Here is a 1,333-nt window from a genome sequence, read left to right on the forward strand (position 1 = left end):
ATGCAACAGCACATGGGTATGTTCTGCACAGATCATTCTGCTTCAATATCCCTGATGATCTTTTCCACCTCTTCTTCCGTGGTTCTGAGCTTTTTCTTGCAGAGCGACAACAATTCTGAGACCCTTTTTACTTTGGATGTCAGCTCATCTACATCGAGTTCTTCATTCTCGATCTGTTTCAGGATTTTCTCTATTTCTTCAATGGCTTCGCCATATTTTATTTGTTGTTTTTCTTTAGCCATGTATATGTCTTTTTATTTTTTTCTGGGTAATGTGAATTTAAATGTACTGCCTTCGCCTACTTTGCTTTCAGCCCATATATTTCCCTTGCTTTGTTCTACCAGTTCTTTGCAAAGTATCAGACCCAAGCCGGTACCTTGTTCGCCGGAGGTTTCTTTTTCATGTTGATGGGTTTGTGTTTTGAATAAATTATTTCTCTGTTCCTCCGGAATTCCCTGGCCGGTATCGCTTATAGATATTATGGTTCGGGTAGATTCTGTTTCGGCTTGAATGGTAACCTCTCCCTGTTCTTCTGTAAATTTGATGGCATTGCTCAGGAGATTTCTCATGATGGTTCTCAACACATTTCTGTCCGCATAAGCTGAAATGCCATCATCTACTTCATTTTTTACCTGAATATTCTTTTCTTCTATATTGATTATCAATAATTCTATGATTTCGTCCGTCTCTTCTTTTATATTTAATGACTCCGGATTTAGTTTTAGGGTACCTAGCTGGGTTCTGGACCATTGGAGTAAATTTTCAAGGAGGTTGTAAAGGTTGTTGGAGGTATCGTAAATCGTTTTGGTATATTCCTTTATCTCTTCTTTATCCATTGTGTCAATACTTCGGTATACCACCTCGGAAATACCGAATAGGCCCTGGAAGGGACTTTTAAGATCATGGGCTATCATAGAGAAGAATTTATCTTTGGTGGAATTCAATTCTCTTTGGTTGTACTCGGAATCGCGAAGTCTTTCGTTTGCTTCCCTGAGGTGTTTGACCTTTTCTTGCAGATTTTGGAGTCTTTTTTTCTTTAACTTAAGCCTGTGGTAAGTAAGTATTGTTACCGCCAAAGCCAGGATGGCCAAAATGATTGCGAAATTTCTGATATTCTTTTGTTTCTGGATTTCCGCCTGATTGATTTGGCCCTCCTCTTTTAAATTTCCAACTTCTTGAGCTTCTGTTGCATATCTGGTCTGCATTACGGAAGTTCGATCCGTTTTTTTAAGGCATTCCCAGGCATTATTGAACTGCGAATGGCAAGTACCATTTAAGGTGATAAAAAAAAGCAGAAAAACAGTTATTTGATAATATTTGCTCATTTTGCTGT

2 protein-coding genes are annotated in these 1,333 nt (G+C 38.4%); both read right to left on the reverse strand.

What is annotated here, in order from left to right; translation table 11 throughout:
- Positions 1-32 precede the first annotated feature (32 nt).
- Entirely contained in the window at positions 33-242 is a 210-nt protein-coding gene (xseB, locus tag KGY70_11550; protein MBS3775815.1) for an exodeoxyribonuclease VII small subunit, read from the reverse strand.
- A 12-nt stretch (positions 243-254) separates the two neighbouring features.
- On the reverse strand, positions 255-1,333 hold a 1,079-nt coding region (locus KGY70_11555), incomplete at its 5' end, for a HAMP domain-containing histidine kinase (GenBank protein MBS3775816.1).

This window comes from Bacteroidales bacterium (assembly GCA_018334875.1).
In the GTDB taxonomy this organism is placed as follows: domain Bacteria; phylum Bacteroidota; class Bacteroidia; order Bacteroidales; family UBA12077; genus JAGXLC01.

Coding starts and splice junctions, on each gene's coding strand:
- xseB (MBS3775815.1), bottom strand. CDS start 242: ATGGCTAAAGAAAAACAACAAATAAAATATGGCGAAGCCATTGAAGAA.